At 46.7% G+C, this 22,047-nt stretch carries 24 protein-coding genes and 2 tRNA genes; 19 read left to right on the top strand and 7 right to left on the bottom strand.

Translation table 11 applies throughout. From position 1 onward, the window contains the following. Positions 1–69 precede the first annotated feature (69 nt). From ACODJP_RS00785 to ACODJP_RS00765, 5 genes are all read left to right on the top strand, one after another. Positions 70–1,863, top strand: coding sequence for an ABC transporter permease (locus tag ACODJP_RS00785; RefSeq protein ID WP_422477464.1), 1,794 nt, complete (start codon positions 70–72; stop codon positions 1,861–1,863). Between the two features lie 2 nt (positions 1,864–1,865). Then, complete coding sequence (locus ACODJP_RS00780; protein WP_422477462.1) at positions 1,866–2,978, top strand: ABC transporter ATP-binding protein; 1,113 nt, start codon at positions 1,866–1,868, stop codon at positions 2,976–2,978. A gap of 62 nt (positions 2,979–3,040) precedes the next feature. Continuing rightward, complete coding sequence (locus tag ACODJP_RS00775; protein WP_422477460.1) at positions 3,041–3,751, top strand: response regulator transcription factor; 711 nt, start codon at positions 3,041–3,043, stop codon at positions 3,749–3,751. Between the two features lie 6 nt (positions 3,752–3,757). After that, positions 3,758–5,536 (top strand): sensor histidine kinase, encoded by a 1,779-nt coding sequence (locus tag ACODJP_RS00770; protein WP_422477458.1) that lies wholly within the window; start codon positions 3,758–3,760, stop codon positions 5,534–5,536. Between the two features lie 8 nt (positions 5,537–5,544). Then, complete coding sequence (locus tag ACODJP_RS00765; protein ID WP_422477456.1) at positions 5,545–6,963, top strand: phosphomannomutase/phosphoglucomutase; 1,419 nt, start codon at positions 5,545–5,547, stop codon at positions 6,961–6,963. Here ACODJP_RS00765 and ACODJP_RS00760 read toward each other — a convergent pair. Next, on the bottom strand, positions 6,926–7,933 hold the full coding sequence (locus ACODJP_RS00760) for a potassium channel family protein (protein WP_422477454.1): 1,008 nt from the start codon (positions 7,931–7,933) through the stop codon (positions 6,926–6,928). The genes ACODJP_RS00765 and ACODJP_RS00760 overlap by 38 nt on opposite strands. Positions 7,934–8,194: 261 nt before the next feature. Between ACODJP_RS00760 and ACODJP_RS00755 the strand changes: the two genes are divergently transcribed. The 9 genes from ACODJP_RS00755 (at position 8,195) to ACODJP_RS00715 (ending at position 14,912) form a co-directional block, all read left to right on the top strand. Further along, a complete protein-coding gene (locus tag ACODJP_RS00755; RefSeq protein ID WP_422477452.1) occupies positions 8,195–8,863 on the top strand; it encodes a GntR family transcriptional regulator in 669 nt (222 codons plus the stop codon). Positions 8,864–8,906: 43 nt separating this feature from the next. Continuing rightward, entirely contained in the window at positions 8,907–10,277 is a 1,371-nt protein-coding gene (locus tag ACODJP_RS00750; protein ID WP_422477450.1) for a sigma-54 interaction domain-containing protein, read from the top strand. A gap of 181 nt (positions 10,278–10,458) precedes the next feature. Then, positions 10,459–10,890 (top strand): NifB/NifX family molybdenum-iron cluster-binding protein, encoded by a 432-nt coding sequence (locus ACODJP_RS00745; protein WP_422477448.1) that lies wholly within the window; start codon positions 10,459–10,461, stop codon positions 10,888–10,890. A gap of 47 nt (positions 10,891–10,937) precedes the next feature. Continuing rightward, on the top strand, positions 10,938–11,291 hold the full coding sequence (locus tag ACODJP_RS00740) for a DUF5320 domain-containing protein (protein ID WP_422477446.1): 354 nt from the start codon (positions 10,938–10,940) through the stop codon (positions 11,289–11,291). Continuing rightward, positions 11,288–11,650 carry a NifB/NifX family molybdenum-iron cluster-binding protein gene (locus ACODJP_RS00735; RefSeq protein WP_422477445.1) on the top strand — a complete coding sequence of 121 codons (363 nt, stop codon included), beginning with the start codon at positions 11,288–11,290 and terminating at the stop codon, positions 11,648–11,650. Before ACODJP_RS00740 ends, ACODJP_RS00735 begins: the two co-directional genes overlap by 4 nt. Then, entirely contained in the window at positions 11,647–12,513 is an 867-nt protein-coding gene (locus tag ACODJP_RS00730) for an ATP-binding protein (RefSeq protein WP_422477443.1), read from the top strand. Before ACODJP_RS00735 ends, ACODJP_RS00730 begins: the two co-directional genes overlap by 4 nt. Continuing rightward, positions 12,503–13,393, top strand: coding sequence for an ATP-binding protein (locus ACODJP_RS00725; RefSeq protein WP_422477441.1), 891 nt, complete (start codon positions 12,503–12,505; stop codon positions 13,391–13,393). The genes ACODJP_RS00730 and ACODJP_RS00725 overlap by 11 nt, the downstream gene beginning before the upstream one ends. Next, positions 13,378–14,577 carry a P-loop NTPase gene (locus ACODJP_RS00720; RefSeq protein WP_422477439.1) on the top strand — a complete coding sequence of 400 codons (1,200 nt, stop codon included), beginning with the start codon at positions 13,378–13,380 and terminating at the stop codon, positions 14,575–14,577. The genes ACODJP_RS00725 and ACODJP_RS00720 overlap by 16 nt, the downstream gene beginning before the upstream one ends. Continuing rightward, the gene (locus tag ACODJP_RS00715) at positions 14,574–14,912 is read left to right on the top strand and encodes a NifB/NifX family molybdenum-iron cluster-binding protein (RefSeq protein WP_422477437.1); all 339 of its coding nucleotides are present in this window, start codon (positions 14,574–14,576) and stop codon (positions 14,910–14,912) included. The genes ACODJP_RS00720 and ACODJP_RS00715 overlap by 4 nt, the downstream gene beginning before the upstream one ends. On the opposite strand, the gene nth is transcribed toward ACODJP_RS00715, so the two are convergent. Beyond that, positions 14,906–15,544: an endonuclease III gene (gene nth / locus ACODJP_RS00710; protein WP_422477435.1), complete on the bottom strand. Its 639-nt coding sequence runs from the start codon at positions 15,542–15,544 to the stop codon at positions 14,906–14,908. The two genes, ACODJP_RS00715 and nth, sit on opposite strands and share 7 nt — an antisense overlap. Positions 15,545–15,652: 108 nt before the next feature. Here nth and ACODJP_RS00705 point away from each other — a divergent pair. The 4 genes from ACODJP_RS00705 to ACODJP_RS00690 all read left to right on the top strand — a co-directional run bounded on the left by ACODJP_RS00705 (position 15,653) and on the right by ACODJP_RS00690 (position 16,490). After that, positions 15,653–15,725, top strand: a tRNA-Pro gene (locus ACODJP_RS00705). Positions 15,726–15,738: 13 nt separating this feature from the next. After that, positions 15,739–15,812 (top strand) — tRNA-Arg (locus ACODJP_RS00700). Between the two features lie 260 nt (positions 15,813–16,072). After that, complete coding sequence (locus ACODJP_RS00695; protein WP_422477433.1) at positions 16,073–16,189, top strand: type II toxin-antitoxin system RelE/ParE family toxin; 117 nt, start codon at positions 16,073–16,075, stop codon at positions 16,187–16,189. 10 nt (positions 16,190–16,199) lie between these two features. Then, positions 16,200–16,490 carry a HigA family addiction module antitoxin gene (locus ACODJP_RS00690; protein WP_422477431.1) on the top strand — a complete coding sequence of 97 codons (291 nt, stop codon included), beginning with the start codon at positions 16,200–16,202 and terminating at the stop codon, positions 16,488–16,490. Positions 16,491–16,638: 148 nt separating this feature from the next. Here the strand turns inward: ACODJP_RS00690 and ACODJP_RS00685 are convergent, their stop codons facing one another. The 4 genes from ACODJP_RS00685 to ACODJP_RS00670 form a co-directional block, all read right to left on the bottom strand. Then, positions 16,639–16,911 carry an ankyrin repeat domain-containing protein gene (locus tag ACODJP_RS00685; RefSeq protein ID WP_422478823.1) on the bottom strand — a complete coding sequence of 91 codons (273 nt, stop codon included), beginning with the start codon at positions 16,909–16,911 and terminating at the stop codon, positions 16,639–16,641. 215 nt (positions 16,912–17,126) lie between these two features. Next, complete coding sequence (locus ACODJP_RS00680) at positions 17,127–17,933, bottom strand: ExeA family protein (protein ID WP_422477429.1); 807 nt, start codon at positions 17,931–17,933, stop codon at positions 17,127–17,129. Then, the gene (locus ACODJP_RS00675; RefSeq protein WP_422477427.1) at positions 17,933–19,198 is read right to left on the bottom strand and encodes a DDE-type integrase/transposase/recombinase; all 1,266 of its coding nucleotides are present in this window, start codon (positions 19,196–19,198) and stop codon (positions 17,933–17,935) included. The genes ACODJP_RS00680 and ACODJP_RS00675 overlap by 1 nt, the downstream gene beginning before the upstream one ends. Before the next feature lie 33 nt (positions 19,199–19,231). Then, the gene (locus tag ACODJP_RS00670; RefSeq protein ID WP_422477425.1) at positions 19,232–19,594 is read right to left on the bottom strand and encodes a hypothetical protein; all 363 of its coding nucleotides are present in this window, start codon (positions 19,592–19,594) and stop codon (positions 19,232–19,234) included. 375 nt (positions 19,595–19,969) lie between these two features. On the opposite strand from ACODJP_RS00670, the gene ACODJP_RS00665 reads away from it, so the two are divergent. Continuing rightward, positions 19,970–20,377, top strand: a complete 408-nt coding sequence (locus tag ACODJP_RS00665) for a hypothetical protein (RefSeq protein WP_422477423.1) — start codon at positions 19,970–19,972, stop codon at positions 20,375–20,377. A 128-nt stretch (positions 20,378–20,505) separates the two neighbouring features. Here the strand turns inward: ACODJP_RS00665 and ACODJP_RS00660 are convergent, their stop codons facing one another. Further along, a complete protein-coding gene (locus tag ACODJP_RS00660) occupies positions 20,506–21,909 on the bottom strand; it encodes an NAD(P)H-dependent flavin oxidoreductase (protein WP_422477421.1) in 1,404 nt (467 codons plus the stop codon). Between the last annotated feature and the right edge of the window lie 138 nt (positions 21,910–22,047).

Here is a 22,047-nt window from a genome sequence, read left to right as displayed (position 1 = left end):
AGAAGACATCCACAGGAAGGGTTCTCCCTATCCTGTGGATGCTTAATCACCAACTGAAGGATCAACGTTGTGAATTACAAGAACAGGTTCAAATCATTCATCAAGAAACCGCATAACATCATCCTCGTATCACTAGCCTTCATCCTCATCTATCTGACGGTCATACCGATGATAACCATCATCTTGGATACTTTTACGGTCCACCAGTCGGAATTGATGCGGGTGAAAGGGGCACAAGTCGGAGATTTTACCCTCTATCATTGGACTAAGGTGCTCTTTTCATCCACGAGCAAAAAGATATTCTACGAGCCGTTCCTCAATACGCTTTACGTCGCTTTCGGAACGTGTTTCATAGCGATATTGCTCGGTGGCATGGTTGCTTGGTTGGTTACCCGGACAAATATGCGGTATAAGGGCATAATCTCCACACTTTTCATTTTTCCCTACATTATGCCCTCTTGGACATTGGCCATGGCATGGCTCAATTTCTTCAAAAACTCGCTCGTCGGTGGGGCTCCAGGAATATTCACGGCTCTGACAGGAATCGAGATCCCAAACTGGTTCGCATACGGGCCGTTTCCTATTATTGTCGTACTTGGACTCCACTATGCTCCATTTGCCTATATCCTGATCGGGGGTATTCTGCGGAATATGGATGCGAATCTTGAAGAGGCTGCTCTCATCCTTAAGGCAAGCCGGGCAAAGATCATGTGGAAAATCACCATACCTATAGTCCTGCCTGCGATGCTTTCCACCTTCCTTCTGGTCTTTTCCAGTGCCATGAGTGCTTTCGCTGTGCCGGCATTTCTTGGAACTTCGGTCCGCTATCAGGTCCTTACTACACAGATGTACCGTACGCTCAATGGTCTCAATCCAGGTTACGGATACATCATGGCTTTGATCATGATAGGAATCGGTGTGCTGATTTTAGGAGTTAACCAAAGAATCATCGGTAAACGAAAATCTTTCACCACTATTACAGGCAAAAGTTCGAATATCGCACTCATCAATCTTCGCGCATTCAGGACTCCAATTTCAGTAATCCTCCTTTCCATGATAATCATTGTCTGTATCGTACCTCTGCTCTCGTTTGCCCTAGAATCTTTCATCATGGAACCGGGCAACTATTCATTTGACAATTTCACCACGATATTCTGGGTTGGAGAGGGAAGCCCCGAACTGGCTAACGGTGAACCGGGTATCCTACGCAACAGTTCAATATTCCAAGGACTGTGGAACAGTGTCAAACTCTCCGTTCTTGTCGCATTTATCGCTGGATCAGTAGGTATTTTGGCTGGGTACGCTATCGTGAAAAAGAAGAATACCAGACTCTCTTCATTGGTCAATAATCTGGCGTTCTTTCCCTACCTGATGCCGTCGATGGCCTTCGGTGCCATTTATCTTTCGATGTTTGCCGTAAGACGTGGATTTATTCCACCACTTTATGGAACATTTGCCCTATTGGTTCTGGTAGGTTCGGTGAAATACTTGCCATTCGCCTCAAGAGCGAGCGTTGGAGCTATGCACCAGCTTAGCAATGAGATAGAAGAGGCTGGTACGATCCAAGGGATTGGCTGGGGTAAACGTATGCTGAAGATCATCATCCCTATCCAGAAGTCGAGTTTCCTCTCCGGATACCTACTTCCTTTCATTTCCAGTATGCGGGAATTGTCCCTGTATATCCTTCTGGTGACCCCATCAGCTAGGATCCTTACCACCATGCTCTTCCAATACAATGAGAAGGGGTGGAACCAATACGCAAATGCCATCAATCTGCTCATTGTGCTTTTCGTTGTGATCAGTAATCTGATCGTCAACAAGGTCACAGGAGCATCAATCGACAAAGGAATAGGAGGGCAATAAGCATGCCGCATATCAGACTGGAACATATTACAAAGCGGTTTGGAAAAGCCGTCGCCGTAGATGATTTGAACATAGAGATCAAGGATGGAGAATTCGTCACTCTTTTGGGACCCTCTGGTTGTGGAAAAACAACCACCTTGAGGATGATAGCAGGATTGGAGACCCCTACAGAGGGGGAAATATATATCGATGACAGATGTGTCTTCTCATCGAAGACAGGTGTGGATATTTCTCCAGATAAGCGCAATGTTGGATTTCTTTTCCAGAACTATGCATTGTGGCCACATATGACGGTATACAAGAATATCGCATTCGGTTTAGAAAACCTCAAATGGGACCGTAAAACCATTGACGCACGGGTGAATGAACTGCTCGAAATGCTCAGGATATCGGAATATCATGGAAGATATCCTGCAGAGCTATCGGGAGGGCAACAACAGCGTGTGGCTATAGCACGAACACTTGCTACAGGGCCAAAAATCCTCTTCATGGATGAACCATTGTCCAACTTAGACGCAAAACTCCGCATGGAGATGCGGACGGAACTTAAAAGACTACATGTGGAGACAGGATCCACTTTCGTGTATGTAACCCATGACCAACTCGAGGCAATGACCCTCTCATCAAAGATCTGTCTTCTGAAAGAGGGGTTGCTGCAACAATATGAACCTCCTTTGGATGTTTATCATAATCCCGCAAACCACTTTGTCGCAGATTTCGTCGGAAGTCCGAATATCAATATCCTGGAAATGGAAGGCGAGCAAGTCAATCTTGATGAAGTGAAACTCACCAATAAGCATCTAAAACTGCTCTATACGCCCACTACATCGAGTATCACTGTCCCTAAAGGCAAGAAGTTGCTCCTTGGAATACGTCCCGAGGATATCGCCATTACCGATGAAGGAAGCATCGAGGCAAAGATCTATTCCACCTTGCCCTCCGGTATGGAGACCATAGTGAAGCTAGATGTTGATGGATTGCTACTCACCTGTGTTGTCTTCGGCGGTGTTGATTTTGAGATCGGGCATCTGGTGAAGATTGGCTTCAATGCAAAGAACTATGTGCTGTTCGATGCTGACAGTGAATTGAATATAGCATCGGGAACACTCAGCTGATATGATGATAACGATCGTCCCTCTAGGGGGCGGTCGTATGAATTATCGGGAGTGTAGAGAATATGGAAAAACCACAAAGGATTCTCATTGTTGATGATGAACCTCATATCGTGCAGATGCTGGATATCAATGTTCGCAGTCACGGCTATGAAAGTATCTGTGCCACTGATGGCGAGCAAGCCCTCGAATATGTCCATACATACCATCCCGATGTGGTGCTTCTCGATGTGATGATGCCGAAGATGGATGGTATTGAAGTATGTAGGCGACTGAAGTCAGATCCCTCGACAAGAAGGATTCCCGTCATTATGGTGAGTGCAAAGAGTGAAGAACATGATCGGATTGAGGGCCTAAAAGGCGGCGCCGATGATTATGTCACCAAGCCATTTAATCTACAGGAATTGTTTTTGCGGATTTCCGCTGCTTTACGGCAGGTAAAATTACTCACTTCCGAACATAGTGGTCACTATCGTTGTGGTTCGCTCACTTTAGATGCTGAAAGATTCCATGTATCCAATGGAACTGATGGACTGGATTTTACGTTAACGGAATTCAGGATCCTGCATGTATTAATGCAAGCTTCTCCCCAGATCGTAACTAGGCAACAACTTGCCACCGATATATATGGGAAGGATATTGATGGGGTTGGGAGGTCAATCGATGTTCATATCCGCAACATACGTAAGAAATTGGAACAGGGGCGCGTGACCGACTGTGAGATCGATACTGTTCGGGGACAGGGCTTCAAGATGTCCTCCTCGGAACCCTCCTGATTGCTCATGAGACGGCGAGTCCACGTCACACTAATTGTAACCACGATAATTTCTGTCATGGTGGTGGTGACCACGTTGTTTCTAATTCTTGTAGATATGTGGGTAGGTCAGATAGAATCCCAAGCACGAGGAGATATTGATGGATTTATATACCTTGTACAAAAGAGCGATTCTGTAGAAGAGCTGCAACGTATCGCGAAAGAGGTCTCCCCGCAATCTGGTGCCCACATCCTTGTGGTCGATCTTGATGCCAATCTTCTTGCCGACTCCCATATTCATCCCGATAGTGTGGTCGCTGGTACCTATATTGATGCGAATCTTTCAGCAACCCGAGAACAAGGTAAAGCAACAAGTATCGTCCGTGATCGTAGGAGTGGGTTTCTTCGCATTTCAGTAGGTGAGAGGGTAGAAACATCGCTTGGAACGCTTGTTGTCTCTTTCAGCTATCTGATGGACTTTTTGCCCCGTTTTACCCGGCTATTCGTAGCTTTTATGCTACTTGTCGTCATATTGATCACTTCATTGGTCTATCTCCTCTCATCCTATGTGCTTAGACAGTACAAACGACCTATAAACAAATTATTACAGCATACCAAGAGTACATCGGGATTACAGGGAAGGTTTGGTAGGATCAGTGTCGATAGTAATGATCCAGTGCTGCTGGAATTGGCGAAAGAATTCAATTCGTTAATGGATCGATATGATCTGCTCATTGCATCCAATAATGCCAAATACAGTAAGATAAATACGCTCCTGTCGCATATTGGAAACGGAATTATGATTGTGGAGCCCGACAATACGGTCTCCTTGATCAATCCACGGGCAGAACAATGGCTGGGACTCGATAAAGCTAAGTTGTTTACCGAGGAGCGTACAACCGGTTCCGAATCAGCTTTAGTTGCTACGATTCTTGAGGCCAGTATGAGGGTCAACACGTTTGGTGAGAACCAGTGGCTGACGTTACAGTCGTCCGCCGGGCTCCTTTTGGATGTTACGATCGAGCGTATGTACAGCAAGTATGAACCTTATGGACATAGCGGGGCTCTCGTACTTATCCGCGATGTAACTGAGATGCGACGATTGGAGCAGTTGAAGGACGAATTCGTTTCGAATGTTTCTCACGAGTTGCGTACTCCATTGACGGTAATAAATGGTTTTGTCCAGACCTTAGGTAGTTGGGATTCGTTGAGCGAGGCCGATCGTACGACCTCACTTACGATAATCGAATTGGAGACCGAGCGTCTAAAACGACTGATATCGGAGCTGTTGGTCCTTTCCCGCATTGAGGGGGAGATGGATGGTGCCGATAGGATACCGTTTGATCTAAGCCCAATTGTCAATGATTCGATATTACTGATCAAGCCTATGGCTGAAGAAAAACAAATTTCCATAGAGACTAGGATTGAAATTACTCCACCATTGGTAGGAAGGGAGCTTTGGTTCAAACAGATCGTCACCAATCTTCTGGAGAATGCTGTGAAATATTCACCCAATAAAACCAAGGTCAGCTTGTCTGTCTACGCTAGTGAGCAGGATTCGGTAGTGCTTTCGGTCAAGGATCAGGGAATGGGAATCGCAGTGGAGGATCAAGAGAAGATCTTCGATCGGTTCTATCGAGTTGAGAAATCGCGCAATAGCGCAATAGCGGGCAGTGGATTAGGCCTTGCCATCACCAAGTTGATGGTGGAGGAATTTGGCGGCTCTATTGGGGTTGAAAGCAAAATAGGGGAGGGCTCCGTATTTACGGTGATCCTACCCACGAAAAATTCATCGGAGATGAGGTAAACGACAGTATGGAACATACATTCTCTGAAGAGATCATGAAGGCTTGTGATATCAGAGGTATCTATCCGCAAGAATTGGATGAACGGGATGCATACCATATCGGAAGGGCTTTCGGTACGATCATGGCACGCGAGGGGCGCACAACTTGTGCATTAGGTTATGATGGAAGAGAAAGCTCTCCACAATTAGCGGATAAACTTTCTCGTGGACTTTGTGATAGTGGAATCAAGGTTTTTCTCTTAGGTGTCTTGCCCTCTCCTGCTGTCTATATTGCGGTACAAGTTTTAGCAGTGGATGCTGGAGTCGTGGTGACAGCAAGCCATAATCCCGCAGAATACAATGGTGTGAAGTTCCTCCTTTCCGATCGTCTCTTTCATGGAGATTCAATCCAGGAGCTGGGAAAAATCAGTAAAGAAGGTTCCTATAGTATCCCCATGAGTCTGGGGGAAGTTGTTGATATGGACTTTACCGATACCTATATCGATTACCTAATTGGGTTTCTCGATATAACGCAAGAAAAGAAATTGAAGATTGTATGGGATCCGGGAAATGGTGCTGTAGCTGCTGTTATCCACCAGCTGACTCAGCAAATCCCAGGAGAACATGTACTCATCTGTAGTGAACTTGATAGCAGATTCCCCAACCATCATCCCGATCCGAGTCTTCCGGAAAATCTTTCTTTGTTAAGAAAGACTGTATTGGAGACCAGAGCTGACTTCGGTGTCGCTTTCGATGGGGATGGGGATAGGATAGGGGTCGTGTCGGCATCAGGAAGAATCTTACAAGGTGACCAATTGTTAGTCCTCTTTGCGAGGGAACATCTTTCACAATTTCCTGGTGATACGATCATGTCTGAGGTAAAAGCAAGTACTTTCTTCTATGAAGAAATTGTACGAGCAGGAGGAAAACCGTTGATGTGGAAGGTTGGACATACTAACCAAAAGGAGAAGATGGTAAAAGAGGGGATCTCCCTTGCAGGTGAAACGAGTGGCCACATCTTTTTTGCTGAGAATTTTGGGTTTGATGATGGACTGTTCGCTGCAATAAAGCTGATAAATCGCTATGTAAAGAGCGGGATGAGTTTGGAGGAGGAGGTTGCCCAATTCCCCCATTTGTATGACAGTGGTGAAATACGGTTGGAGCTTCCGAGAGAACAGAGGGCATACCTCGTTGCCGATATCATTGAGAATTTACATGCGAATAATCGTGATGTGGTTACTCTAGATGGCGTACGGGTTTCTTGCGCAGATGGGTTTTGGATGCTTAGAGGCTCCAATACACAACCGCATGTGACCATCCGATGTGAAGGACGGTCTAAAGAGGGGTTCGATATCTGTATGGAAGATCTGCAAAGACATATTGCTCACGCTAACATCGATATGGATGCTGTCACCGTATATCGGGAGAAGCCATCCTCTGGAGGCTGAGAATCTGTTTTTGTCTTCCCAATACCAACATGCTCAAGCCTTCGTGAAGTACCGTATTGGAACTGGGATTATAGGTCGATGTTCCATCACTCTCTTTGGTAGCTAGTACGATCAATCCAGTCTTTTCGGGAATACGGGCTTCGAGGAGTTTTTTACCGGCTAGAGGTGAATCTTTGGTAACTTCGATCTCTCCCAGGTCCAGCGTATCCTCTCCTATCCGGGTTATGGCATCGAGAAATGAGATGATCTGGGGGCGGAGCATGAGTACGGCCATGCGGTTACCTCCCAACTCGTTGGGGTTGATGGTACTGTCAGCACCTGCCTTTCTGAGTTTCTGGGATGCAGAACCTTCAATAGCCCGTGCTACGATTTGCATGTTTTTGTTCATTTCTCGTGCGGTAAGCACGGTAAAGACGTTTTCGGCATCCGAACCGAGTGTAGATACCAAGCCCTTGGCTTCTTTGATACCTGCCTCAAGAAGAACCTCTTCATCGGTAGCATCCCCATGAATGGTCGCGTAGCCAGAATTCAATAGCTCTTCATAGCGTTCTGCGTCCTTCTCTATAATCACGAAGTCGGCGTGGCTTCGGGTAAATTGTTCAATAAGGCTTACGCTCGTTTGGCCTGCACCACAAATGATATAATGGTCTTTCATATGTTGAAGTCTCCTTTGTACCCGCCTGTTAAGCAAGATCCGTTTGAATTCTCCTTCTGCCAAGAATACAGCCAACTGGGAGAATACATAGGCAACCAAGCCAAGTCCGCTTACAATGATGAACATGGTGAATAGTTTTCCACCCGAGCTGAGGTTTTCGATTTCCCTGAATCCAACGGTAGAAACGGTAATGACCGTCATATACAGCGCATCCACGAAACCCACATCGAGCATCACCATATACCCTACGGTTCCTATGGCGACCAGTAGGATAACCAAATAGAGTAGGTATATGGCGTTCGGGCGCTGTTTCAATGGTAGCTCCTTTCTCTGTCTTGGTTTTACTCTACTGTAGAAACCATATTCCCTACAATGGAAATTTTTAATCTAGGGTGTGTATCCGATTGTTTTGGTAGGTTTTACGTTATAAATTTATCGATAAAAATTTACCTACCTACTGGTCCTTAAACGGTATCTATGCTAATATATCGATACAAGAAAGAGTCAAATCAAGTGGTCGTTATGTGACCAGAAAGGGGGAAGCAGGTCATGCCTTTCGTCGTATACTCAGAAAGGATGGATACAGAATCCGCCAAACAATATGCCTATCGGATCTTGCGTCGCAACATTTTGTTGTTGGATATGTTTCCAGGCGAACAGATCAATGAGAAGGACATCTCACTGAAGCTCAAATTAAGCAGGACACCTGTTCGTGAGGCTCTGCTTGAATTGAACCGGGAACGGTTGGTTGAGATCTATCCCCAACGTGGCACCCGTGTGTCTCTAATGGATTCCCGACTGGTGGACCAAGGAAGATTCCTTCGAGAGACAGTTGAATTGGCTCTCCTAGAGTTGGCTTGTAAGAATATCAGTGCAGATGAGATTAGCAGGCTTGAACAGAACCTTGAAGAACAGGAGATGGAAGCACAAAAGGGCGATATCATCAATTTCTTCTTGAAGGATAACGAGTTTCATCGCATGCTTTTCACCGTCTGCCACAAAGAGACTGTATTCGATGCGATTAGTATTTATCTTCCCCACTTCATGCGAGAGAGAATGCTCCGCCTCAATATGTTCGATACCAAGGAATTGCTCTGCGACCACCATAATATTATGGAAGCAATCAAAAAAGGCGACTGCAGAACCGCCAAACGCTACCTATCGGAACATTTGGACCATGTGATGTGCGACCAACAACTGCTATTGGACGGATATCCCCAATATTTTATCCGTGAACAAAAGTAGCCTTTGTGCCACTTAGTGTGTTACGATATGCAAAGGATAAGCCATGGATATCGTAACCACAGAAACCATTTTGGAGAGTATTAACGACGGGGTTTTCACCATCGATACCGATTGGCGTATTACTTCATTCAATCGTGCCGCGGAGCATATTACCGGTATCTCGCGCGAAGATGCTGTTGGTCTGCGCTGTTCAGAGGTCTTCAAGTCTAATATGTGTGAGGGGCGCTGTCCGCTTGCGCAAACTTTCTCAACTGGTAAAAATGTGATCAACCAAAGTGGCTATATCGTCAACCTGCGTGGCAAGAGAGTTCCCGTGAGCGTATCCACTGCTTTATTAAAAGATTCTGCCGGCAATGTGATCGGAGGCGCTGAGACATTCAGGGACTTGAGTGAATTGGAGCAGCTGCGAAAACTCCGTGCACGTGAGCGCTTCGGGTCCATCGTGAGCAATAGCGAATCGATGAGAAAGATATTGCACATGGTTCCAGCAGTAGCTCAGAGTGTATCAACCGTTCTCATACTCGGAGAATCGGGTACTGGAAAAGAGGTTCTAGCCCGTACAATCCACGGCTGTAGTAATCAGAAACAAGGACCCTTCATAGCAATTAACTGTGGAGCTTTACCAGACACCCTACTGGAGTCGGAATTATTCGGGTACCGAAAGGGTGCCTTTACGGGGGCTGATAGGGATAAGCCAGGGCGCTTTGCCCTTGCCCGGGGAGGTACGCTTTTCCTTGATGAAATTGGTGATATTTCACCTGCGATGCAAGTCAAACTCCTACGGGTTTTGCAGGAACGTCAATTTGAACCGCTCGGTGGTAGTGTGGTTGAAAAGACCGATGCACGGATCATCTGTGCCACCAATCGGGATCTCAAGGAATTAGTGAGGCAGGGGAAATTCCGTCAAGACCTCTATTACCGGATTCATATCATAGCCATGACCATTCCTCCGCTACGCAATAGGAACGAGGATATTCCCCTTCTGGCGGATCAGTTTCTCCAACGTTTCAGTGTACTGAACAATAAGACGATAGAACGGTTCTCACCCGAAGTCTATGCTTGTTTCTATGCCTACCATTGGCCGGGTAATATTCGGGAACTGGAAAATGCTATAGAGCGGGCAGTTGTGCTCTGTCAGGGTAACGAGATTATGTTAGAAGACTTGCCCTGGGAGATCACGCAGGTACTCACTTCGGAATCTGCTGAAGAAGCTGACCCACATGATGGTGCTATACGAAATTTGAACGGAGACTCCGGGTCGAAAGTTCGAAAAACGCTGGAAGATACGCAGAGAAGACTAATTTTGGATGCTCTGCAGAGAAACGGTGGTACTATTGCTGCTGCTGCAAGGGATCTCGGCATGCACCGTGCTACGCTTTACAGAAAGATTCGTTCATTAGATATTAATGTGTAGCATTAGCGCGACAATATGCGACATGTATCACAATCATCTGTAGCAAAAATGCGACACATTATATCTTTCTCCCAATTTTAGATTCTACCAATTCTCCTACTATACTTATTCCTTAAAACAATTTGATTTTGTCTAAACATGGATAGGCATGTTTTGGCACGCTTCATGCATCATTAGTGGTATGAAGCTGGCGATAACCGTATGGAACGGAAGGATTGCACCACTATTCGATGTTGCGAAGCACCTATTGATTATTGAGACCGAGGGGTTCGGTAGACCCATCGGGAATATGATCAATGTGGAACTTAGCGATGATGATGTAGAAAAGAAGATTTCCGCATTGTCCTCTTTGGGGATCAATGCAGTGGTCTGTGGTGCGATAAGCCGTGAATACGAAGAGGCGTTGCTTTGTGCAAATATCGAGATGGATGCCTTTGTCGCTGGTGATGTGGCTGAAGTGCTTGAAGCCTGGCAAGGTGGAAGCATGAGGCAAAGGGTATATTCCATGCCTGGTTGTCCTTGCCCAAGACACCGATGCATGCATCGGAATGGAGGCTATCAAGGGCGAGGTCAAGGTTTAGGTCATGGAGGAGGACACCGGCAATACCGGTGAATCGCAACGGAACATCCCACATGGGACAAAGGATAAGGAGGCAAGATATGCCACGAGGAGATTCAACAGGAAGAAACGGCAATGGACCTATGACAGGAAGAGCCATGGGATATTGTGCAGGGTATGATGTACCTGGATACGTGAACGGGGAAGGATTCGGCTTTGGTCAAAGACGATTGTATGGTCGCCCCAGGGGTCTCGGCTTCGGTTTGGGGTATGGAAGGGGACTGCGTTCGGTCCGCTATGCGAACGTAGCTCCAATATACGATCGTTATGACGAAGATTTGGAACTTGAGGATCTGAAAGCACATGCGGCTAACTTGGAAAGGGAACTCAAGGCTGTCCACAAGAGACTCGATACTTTGGGCACCGATAAGACAAAAGAAGGGGACAAGGCATGAAGGTAGTGTGCACTGCATCTGGAGATACATTGGAATCGGCTTTTGACAATCGTTTCGGTCGTGCCGAAAAATTCATAGTCTATGATACTGGGAGCGATACCTACTCGGTGTTGGACAATACCCAGAATTTGCAGGCTGCACAGGGAGCCGGCGTCCAGTCAGCCCAACATGTGGTCGCAACTGGTGCCAAAGTGCTGATCACCGGACACTTGGGACCAAAGGCGGCGAAAGTTATTTTCGCCGCTGGGATCGATGCCTACCACGCGGATGCGAAAACAGTGGGTGAGGCCTTGGCCATGTATAAGTCTAAGGCTCTCAAGCCATTACGCGATGCAGATGTGGAAGGGCATTGGGTATGAGGATCGCCGTAGCCTCAGGTAAAGGTGGAACGGGTAAGACGTTCGTCACAGTCAATCTTGCTCGTTCCTATGGAAAACCTCTTTTGGTCTTGGATTGCGATGTGGAAGAACCCAACAGCAATCTGTTTCTCAAAGGAGATTTGGTTTCACAGCGAAGATCGACAGTGCTGGTACCGAAAGTAGATGAATCGCTCTGTGACGGGTGTAGGGTTTGCGCCGATGCCTGTGAATTCAATGCAATCGTCGTAATCGCCGGGAAGCCACTCATTTTCGAAGACCTCTGCCACTCTTGCGGAGCATGTGCCACCCTATGTCCACAACAAGCGATAACTGAAGTGGATCATGAGATCGGCAGCGTGACTATCAGGCAAGCGAAGCAGATCCGATTGGTCGAGGGATCCATCGATGTCGGTAAAGCTTTGGCTGTACCTATCATACGTGATGTCAAGGATTATGCTGATACTGCAAAGGAGGATCATGTCATCATCGATTCTCCTCCAGGGACGAGTTGTCCTATGGTTTGGACCATAGGCGATGCCGATATGGTTCTCCTCGTTGCCGAACCGACGGCTTTTGGTCTGCATGATCTCATGCTTGCCGTGGAAACGGTACAGGAGGTAGGCATTCCTTTCGGTGTAGTGATCAATAAGGATGGTCTTGGGGACGATCGCATCGATCGCTATTGTGAAGAAAAACACATCGGGATTCTCGCACGTATTCCCCATGATAGAAGGATTGCACAGCTCTACGCCAAGGGCGATATCGTAGTGGATGCACTACCTTCCTATCGTACACTTTTCGGTGAACTCTGGAAAAGAATCGAGCTTGAAGTACAATCGGAGGGAACTCGCGATGACCGATAGAAACAAGAGAATCAAGGAATTGGTGGTCCTTAGTGGAAAGGGTGGTACCGGAAAGACCAGCATTACCGCGTCCTTTGCTACTTTAGCTACAAATGCGGTATTGGCCGATTGCGATGTCGATGCAGCCGACCTTCATTTGGTGACCAATCCCACAGTCTTGAGGAAAGAGGCCTTTTATTCGGGTAAGGAAGCCATCGTCGATGGGGACAAGTGCACCGGCTGTGGACTTTGCAGTGCAGGGTGCCGTTTCGATGCCTTCATTGAAGAGAATGATGGAAGTTACCGTATCAATCCCATCCATTGCGAAGGGTGTGGGCTATGTGTGCATATCTGCCCGGAACAGGCGATCGACTTCGTTGACCGCAATTGTGGTGATTGGATGATCAGTGATACCCGATTCGGTACGATGGTACATGCCCGTTTACATGCTGCGGGAGAAAACTCGGGTAAATTGGTGACTTTGGTCCGCAAGGAGGCTCGCCGGATAGCCGAGGAACAAGGAAGGTCCCTTATCATAGTAGATGGTCCTCCTGGAATCGGTTGTGCTGTAATAAGCAGCGTTACCGGATCGAGTGGCGTTCTTTTGGTAACCGAGCCGAGTGTGAGTGGATTTCACGATCTTGAGCGGGTAGGGGCACTTGCCGCTAGTTTCGATTTGCCGGTCTATGTCTGTGTAAACAAGGCGGATATAGATCCTCGAATGACTGAAGAGATAAGAAGAAGGACACTTGAAGCAGGAAACAACTTTGTGGGAACGATTCCCTATGATGAGATGATGGTGAAAGCCCAACTCGAGGGCAAAAGTGCTGTCGAATTCATCACTGGAGAAACTCGTGACCGCATAGAACATATTTGGGAGCGACTATGGACAACAATGTAAGAGAAGATTTTCGGCAAGTACCGGCCAACTACGGACCGTTGAGGAATGCCGACGGAAATGCGCGAAGAACAGGTCCGTGTGGTGATACGGTTGAGTTCTGGCTCAGTGGGGAAAATGAAAGGGTGGAGAAGGCATCCTTTACATCCGATGGATGTGAAAATTCCCTTAGAGCGGCTTCAACCGTAGCCTATATGGTAGAGGGGATGCCCCTTGATGATGCCAACGCACTTGGAGAGAACGATGTGCTGTCGACGTTGGATGATTTCCCGAAGGAGTCCTTCCATTGTGTTACTCTGGCACTCGATGTGTTGCATACGGCACTCGAAGATATGGAGATTGTCCGACAACGCGCCAAAGAGAGGGAAATAAAGGACGATCCTAACCGATCCAAGCAAGACAATACGCGTTCAGGGAAGCGCCGAACTATCATGGTCATGAGTGGAAAGGGTGGAGTAGGAAAAAGTACGGTTGCGGTTAATTTAGCGCTCTCTTTGGCTGCTAAGGGTTTCAAGGTTGGGCTGGTCGATGTCGATATTCATGGTCCGAGCATTCCCACGATGCTCAATTTGCCGAATGTAACGGTCATGAATGCCGCCGATGGTATTCAGCCGGTAATTCTTGGAGATATGTACAATTTGGAGGTGATGTCCATAGGATTTTTGCTTCATCATTCTGATGATCCTGTCGTATGGCGCGGGCCTCTGAAAAACTCTCTGATCGAGCAATTTCTCAATGATGTCGCTTGGGGGCCACTTGACTATTTGATCATCGACTGTCCTCCTGGGACCGGGGACGAGCCTCTATCGGTTGCTCAGCAGTTGAAAGAGAAGGCTGAAGCGATCCTAGTCACTACTCCCCAGGATGTTGCTACAGTAGATGTGAGCAGATCCATCAATTTTTGCCGTCAGATGAGTATGCCAGTCGTAGGTTTGGTGGAGAATATGAGTGGATTCGTATGTCCCCATTGCCACAAGACAACCGATATCTTTAGAACTGGCGGAGGAAAGAAACTCTCAGGCAAATATGATGTTCCATTCCTCGGAAGTATTCCGATTGATCCCTCGTTCGGAATTTCGGGTGATGCTGGTTTGCCGTATGTACAAAGATTCGTAGATTCGCCGGTAGCCGATATTTATCGGGCTATCGCAACAAAATTGGAAATTACAAGGAGAACCAAGGTATGAAGATTGCTATTCCAACCGCAGAGGGGAAACTGAATCTCCATTTTGGCCATTGCAAGGCCTTTTCATTGATTGATGTAGATCCTACAACAAAGAAGATTGTTCGGACGGAAGAGATTCCTGCACCACGGCATGAGCCTGGAGTTCTTCCCCGTTTTCTGGGAGAGTTGGGGGTGGATGTGATTATAGCCGGTGGTATGGGTATGTCAGCCCAGAATCTGTTCAGTGCTCAAGGAATAGAGGTTGTCATTGGTGCACCATCGAAAGCACCACATGAATTGGTAACCGAATACGTAAGTGGGACACTCATATCTGGCGATAATGTCTGTGATCATTGAATAGGATAGCTCTTACAATAGGGCGCCAACTGGCAGAGTCCGCATTGTGGTTTTCGGGCATGGCATACTTGGCGTCCATGTAGATTCACTATCATGGAGTATCTATAGTGATTTGCGGGAGGTAGTAATTTTGCTACCTCTCTTTCAATGCGTTCAGGATCGGTGGCAACGGTAAGTCCTAGTCTACGTACCACTCGTGCGAAATGGGTATCTACGATGATGGCCGGTTGGTTGTCCAATTGACCGATGATGACGCTGGCTGTCTTTCGCCCTACGCCTGGAAGCTTGACCAACTCCTCCATGCTGAAGGGAACTACACCTCCATATTTTTCGAGGAGGGCTTTTGCCGTGCCGATGATATTCTTCGCCTTCGCATTGAAATAACCGGTACTTCGGATGATTTCTTTTACAGAATCGATATCGGCATGTGCCAATGATTCGACAGAGGGGTATTTTTCAAACAGCACGCTTGCAACTTCGTTCACTTGCCTGTCGGTTGTCTGGGCTGACAATATAACACTCACAAGGAGCCTAAATGGATCTGTCTGATTGAGGAATGTGATGTTCGATGGGCTTATGGTATCCAATATCTCATACGTATGATGGGCCCGTTCGTAAGGTGTGTATTCCATTTTTCTTATCCTTTGTCCAATTGGTCCAAAGTAAACCGATTCTGTCAAGTATATCGACTTGACGCTCTCGGGCGAAAGCAAGTATACTCCACCCGTTACACAAACGTTCGGGGCGTTGCCTAGTGGCTAAGGCGCTTGCTTTGGGAGCAAGAAATCGGAGGTTCGAGTCCTCTCGCCCCGACTCAGTTTTGCCTGCGCCAATAGCTCAGTTGGATAGAGCAACAGCCTTCTAAGCTGTGGGTCAGAGGTTCGAATCCTCTTTGGCGTAAATAGATCCATTCAAAGCAATATGTATGTAATATTGTGGAGAGTGGATTTTTCATATCTCAACGAAACGAGTGCAAGAAACGAAAGTTTGCTTGCATACCATTCACTTTCTTGACCAACTAAATACTAACTCTTGACGATACTAACTCGATAGGTAAGTATACTGTATGATTATTGGTTTTGCATCCAAAGAGGTAGAAAAAATATGGAAGGGGGAACTCTCTAGGAAGCTTCCTCAGGAAATTCAACAACCGGCTTGAGATGCTAAAAGGAAACAGGAAAGGACAATTTAGTATACGAATTAATGTCCAGTGGCGCATATGTTTTACATGGGAACAAGGAAATTGTGATCATATTGAAATAGTGGATTATCACTGAAGGAAATGAAATGAATAAGTTACAGAATATACATCCTGGAGAAATCTTATTGGAAGAGTTTTTGAAACCCCTTGGGATAAGTGCCTATAAACTTGCCAAAGATCTTCGTATTCCGCAAACCCGGGTTTCACTTATCCTGAAGGGAAAGAGACGAGTCACCGCTGATACAGCACTGCGTCTTTCAAAATATTTTGGTACTTCACCTCAGTTCTGGCTGGGCCTTCAAGATGATTTTGATATCGAGGAAGATAAAATTCGACTCGAGAAAGATCTTGCGGCCATACCTAGAATTATTGCCTGAAATTTGGCTATAAGAGCACTGAATTAATTACATTGGATCGTCGAATGGCTTGCAGCCTTTCAGATATTCGCATCCTCTTTGGCGTATGTTACAGAGCACCGCTATAGGTGCTCTGTTCACTAATTGGATATATCTTCCATCTCGACAATCATGGTAAGAATGACGCAAGAAGTTCTCGTGTCTCCTCGGGAGCATTATACTTTTTTGCATAATCGAGAGCGGTCCATCCATAGGTGTCCAAGACGGTGGGGTCGGCACCCGACTCCAGTAACAATTCACATATTCCAGGATTCGGATTCGCTGTAGAGGCCATCAATGCTGTGAGCCCTTCTTCAGATTTCATCTCGATATCCGCTCCGGCATCGAGAAGCATTTCGATGGTTTTTGGATCTTTGGCATATCGGCTGGCTAACATAAGCACAGTCCATCCATTCCCGGGTAGGGCATCATTCACACTGGCTTTGGTGATCCCTGCCTTTGGAGGTGGATGTGGAATTTCAAAATAAAATAACGTAAATTATCACATTGAGTGAGACACATTATCACGAAAGATTGGTCGAATAGAAAAGGATGCCCTGTAATACAGAAGACATCCTTATCATCATAGATTTACTGTTCAAGTAGCCTGCCTACCCATTAGATCAACTCAGTCAAAGCAGACCTCACATGTTCTGAAGCGACGACTTGGGCCTTCTCCATGGAAGCGGCAAGAAGCGCACCCTTACACAAGGAATTCGCCCTGCGGAGTAACCCTCCGGAGCCTTGGTGAATTGCCGTAATCGCTGCATCGGAGAATATCGAGGTCTTGGCTCCCGCGAGCGCCATGTGGTGAGCGATGTATTCAGTCATGACATCTTTGCGAATAGCCTCCAAATGGCTACGACCCATGATGCGAGAAGCCAATGGTCTAGCCTGAGGATTCATCAACTTGTCCAACAACGTATCCTGTCCACAGAGGATGGTCGGGACCAAGGGAGAACTATCGAGTTTCCATTGGGTAAGCAGATGCAGTTGTGCAAAGATCTGATCACGCATCATGTGGGCTTCATCGATTACCAATACAGGAACCACATGCCTGCTATGGAGCTCCAGCAGTTGCTCCTGAATCTGCCGCATCATCAAGGGTATCTTGTAGGAATTCGACACGATGCCAAAACAGAGCAATATTTGTCGGAGAAACTCGACCATGGTGTAGTTGCCAGCGGTGAACATCAATACTTCGTGTTCACCCTTTGCCAGGTGCTCTACCACATACCTCAGGCTCGTGGATTTACCTGCTCCCACATCACCGGTGACTAAAGAAAAGCTGCGCATGGCAATGGCAAAGGCGATCCGCTGTTGCATCGGTTTGAGGCTAGGCAGATGGTACAGATCTTTTGTGTCAATCTCATAGGGGAACGGATCACGTTTGAGGTAAAAGAAATGACAGATGTCCTTCATCATCATTCACCTCCATTGAATAGCGATCCACTGACAGTGGGTATGCGTGCCGTTTGCGGCTCATGACGACCCACATGGCTGTTTGCTCGCAAAGGGACTTCAGCAAGGAACCCGTAGGAAATCTTGTCGTAGAACATCTCGACCCGATCGGGGGTTTCGTAACGCAGAATCACCTTACGTCCTGCAAAACCGATGGGAACTTGGTACTGACGGTTTTCCAGACGAACGGTACGATCATTGGAAACCGTACGCTCTTCTTGGTTTCTGAAATAATCGGGCAATTTTTCTGGAGCTCCTCTGAGTAGGTGTGAATCATCCAGGTACCGCTGTAGAGGGCTTTGACCGGTACTACTGTGACGACTGATGTGGTAGCGGTCACCGAGGTACTTCTGCCAACGCTTATTCAGTTCCTCAAGTGACAATCCTTCAGAGATGTCGGGTAAGAATTGCATCCGTACCGTCCGGTTGAAACGCTCGATCTTCCCCTTCCCAGCAGGTCGGTATGCTGTTGCGTATCGAAGCGAAATCTGCAATGCCGCACATCCAATGCGCAATCGATGGTTTCTGAAACTGCTACCGTTATCAACATATAGTACCCGTGGTACGCCTCTACACCGTAATGCATCGGAAAGACAATCGATGAACGATTGTGCGGTCTCTGCAAGGTAGAATCCACTGCCCACGATGAGGCGACTCTTATCATCAATAATGGCAAACAGGTAGCTCTTGACCAATTTGTTCTGGTAACTAACCTTGGGACCATGCAGGCAGTCCGCTTGCCACAGGTCGTTGCTCAATTCCACTTCGAACTTGCGCATGTCTTCTTGTTTCTGTAGTGTCTGACGATGATGGAGTTTGAACAACCGGTAGACCGTCGGCAGCTTGATGTGGTCGACTCCGGTGATGATCTTTCGCCGATACGCTTCTTCGACTAATTTCTTGATTGTATGGCGCGGCAACTCCTTGCGTAATTGCAACAATGCTGCCAAAGTTTCATCGGAAATGCTCCTTTGGCGACCGCAATCACTACGGTCAGAAGGGAATAACGCCTCGATGCGCTCTCCGTTCAGACGATACCGTTGTACCCAATTCAATAGTGTCGCACGACTGATGTGGGTGCGTTCACTGAATGGAATCTCCCATTCTCGTTCGGACAGTTGTTGTAATAGCCGCTTCTTGTCTCCCCATCTCAGATTCTGGCTTTCCAGCAACGGGAAGATTACCCCGAAGCGAAAGATGGCGACTTGTTCCTTCTCTTTCTCTGTCATACCTGTGCTCCTTCAACTAGAATGCTCTCCACTCTAATCGAAGGGAACTGTGGTGCTCAGTGCAAATGGCAGGTAGGGTTGCTCTTCGTCAACAGCATAGCCGATCACGCGATGGCTTACACTGGTACTGACAGGAAGATGATAGCTACTGCGAATATGCTTTTCGATTACCAGACGATCCCTATGCAGGGTCCTACTATGAATCCAACGTTTCAGCTGTTTCCACCAGTATTGCTGCACTTGCCTGCTCGCGCCAACGGCCTTGAAGAATCCTCGTTGCAGTTTATGCAGGAGGCTCGTACGTATGGTTTCCAACGAGTGCAGGATCCCGCTCTGATACCCATTTGGTCGTACGGTATGCACTTGTCCACATTCGGGACAATACCATCGCTTCATCCAGAGCCCAATTGAAACCTCTTGGAAATATCGATATACATACCCATGGCCCCACAACCTTCGGCCTCCACAGCTGGGGCATCTCATCGGTCTTACCCAGGGATATTCCTTACCGAGCTCTTGCAATTTGTCCAGGCTCAAGACACAATACAGTACGATATTATTTCGTTGGGGAGCACACAACTTTGGCGAGGAGGTGCTCCCCTTCCTTTCCTTCAGAGTTCTGTAAATGCTACAATATATCGTATGAATTTGTCTCACAGAACGTGAGAATTTCTTCCAATCTTCAATTCTTTATTCTGGAACTCAACAAAAAAAATAGAAAATATTACATTTACTCTAGAAGCTGACACAGTTGAAACAGTAGAGGCAGACTTGGGAGGAGCTAGTAAATCTCTTGAAAGCGAGACTGGCACTGTAAAGTTTACCATACCAGCCTCTGAAAGAACGAATGATGATGATTATTATGCAATCTATGGGCAATTCTATTGGAGAGACGATGAAAGTCAGCTGGGAGCTTGGACTTCTACTTATACTGAAACCTTTGTCGGTGGGGGAATAGCTGAAGGAATTGGCGATATTGATTTCACTACTGATGCTCTAGCTGCTGGTCGATGGGAATTTACTATACTCGCATTGGATCAAGTTCCTCCAGATAGTCCAGACACAGTTGTTGTTACCAATATTCTAAGAGAACAAAGGATTATTTACCTTAAAGTTAATGGAAGTGAAAACCAGGCTGTATCAGTAGATTTGGAAGTACCAGAGATTGATACGGAATAATTGTCATTATCAATATAATATGTATCATATTTGTCCCCTTGTTGTTTTATAGTTAGACAAGGGGGCTTTCTATGGTCCGAAGAGAGTATGTAATAGGTGCTATTCTGCTAGCTGTGCTCTTGCTTTCCCTAGCTCTCTAGAGCTTGCTGGGTTGCTTCTTGGAACACTTCAGCCAATTTATCTGAAACCGTTCGCCTGATGTTCCCTAGATGTGTGTGTAGGGAATTGATCTCTGCTTTTGCCGATGCGATGGTTTCTGGAATTGGTCCATTGGCGATCGCTTGGATATAGGAATCCTTGAGCTCCTTTGCCCGTTGTTCTGTTACCTTGTATTCGTGTTTCAACCTGAGGGCGAGCTGTGCTACTTCGGTAAACACAGATTTCTTATCGGCAAAGAGGGCAGCAGTGTATTGTTGTCTGAGCTCCTGGAAGAGTTCTCCTACCGACATGATAGCTGTAATCCTATGAGCATTGGATCCTACGAATACGAACCCACTTTTCAGATTTCCCTTTCTCGCATTGTTCAAAGCCATAGAAATACAATAGTTGGACTCCTCGGCTTGGCAACCTGCCAGACATTGCCATGGGCATTTGAAATTTCTCTTTTTCTCTGTAGTGGAAGTAAGGAAATCATTAACAATAGCCCGACCAGGAAGACCCACAGGACTTTTTATGATCCCGATATCTTCTTTCGCGCAATCAACAATCGCTTGTTTAAAACGGATGTCGGCATCACATTCATCGGTAGCGGCAAAGCGGGTACCTATCTGCACAGCATCCGCTCCAAGCTTCATGATGTGGTAGATATCTTCTCCAGTGAATATTCCACCACCTGCAATGATGGGAATGCTCTTTCCGAATTCAGCGATATAGGATGCAAGAGTCTCCTTTACTTGAGGAACAACGGTTTCTAAAGAGAATGCTTCATCTGCAAGATCCTTCTGGGCTACACCCAGATGGCCTCCAGCCATAGGTCCTTCAACTACAACGGCATCAGGAACATCGTTATAGATCCGCTTCCACATAGAAAAAATGAGACTAGCAGCCCTCGCCGAACTGACGATAGGAACCACCTGGATCCCAGCCTCACGAAGTTGCTTCACTGGAATATTCTTGATTGGCAGTCCAGCACCCAAGACAACCAGATCGACCTTTTCCTCAATGGATGTTTTCAGCAATTCATCAAAATCCTGGAGAGCAACCATGATATTCACTCCGATGATTCCCTTACTCCGGGCTTTAGCCTTTCGGATCTCATTGCGTAGACCCCTTATATTCGCAGCCCTCCCATCCTTGAAATAGTCGGGTTCTATCATTCCTATACCGTTCGCAGCGATCATACCTACACCACCTTGGTTCGCTACAGCGCTGGAGAGAGAAGAGAGTGAAATTCCGACTCCCATACCACCCTGCACGATCGCAGAGGAAGCTACTTTGTTACCGATGGTCAGTCTGGGGAGATCGAAAAGGGGGAGTTTTATTTTGAGAGAGGCGATCAGCCTCTGGAAATTCTCGAATGTGAATTCTTTCACTTTGAACTCCTTTTGTCAAATTAGACACAATAGAGATATAGTGTAATAATAGATGAAATAGGACGATTGGTATAGGCACAGAAGGGCAAAAAGGGGCCGTTGGATCACTAGTCTCCATTGATCCAGGTTTAAACCTTT

This window comes from Pleomorphochaeta sp. DL1XJH-081 (genome assembly GCF_049310885.1).
Lineage (GTDB): Bacteria > Spirochaetota > Spirochaetia > Sphaerochaetales > Sphaerochaetaceae > CAYZJV01.
Note: the sequence above shows the minus strand (reverse complement) of the source record. Positions and strands in the feature narration are given on the sequence as shown.